Origin of the sequence: Sinisalibacter aestuarii, from assembly GCF_027923545.1 — a bacterium.
Classification (GTDB): Bacteria; Pseudomonadota; Alphaproteobacteria; order Rhodobacterales; family Rhodobacteraceae; genus Sinisalibacter; species Sinisalibacter aestuarii.
This window is the reverse complement of the sequence record NZ_BROH01000043.1, coordinates 1-255: the sequence shown is the minus strand read 5'-3', so window position 1 is coordinate 255 and position 255 is coordinate 1. Positions and strand designations below refer to the sequence as shown.

The following is a 255-nucleotide window of genomic DNA, read 5'->3' as shown; positions in this document are numbered from 1 at the left end:
GCCGACAAGGCCTATGACTCGAACGCCATCCTCGCCACGATCCGCGCCCGCGGCGCGACCCCGAACATCCCCGCCAAGGCGCCCCGAAAACTGCCGCACGCCAACGACCGCGCCCTCTACCGGCGGCTCAACATCATCGAGAGGTTCTTCAACAAACTGAAGCAATACAGGGGCCTGGCCACCCGCTACGACAAACACGCCGAGACCTTCATGGCCGGCGTCACTCTGGCCGCCATCCGCATCGCAATACGGGCT

1 protein-coding gene is annotated in these 255 nt (G+C 65.1%); it reads left to right on the top strand.

Translation table 11 applies throughout. From position 1 onward, the window contains the following. Positions 1-255 (top strand): transposase (locus tag QMG28_RS20930; RefSeq protein ID WP_281844156.1); only part of this gene is annotated, 255 nt, incomplete at both ends.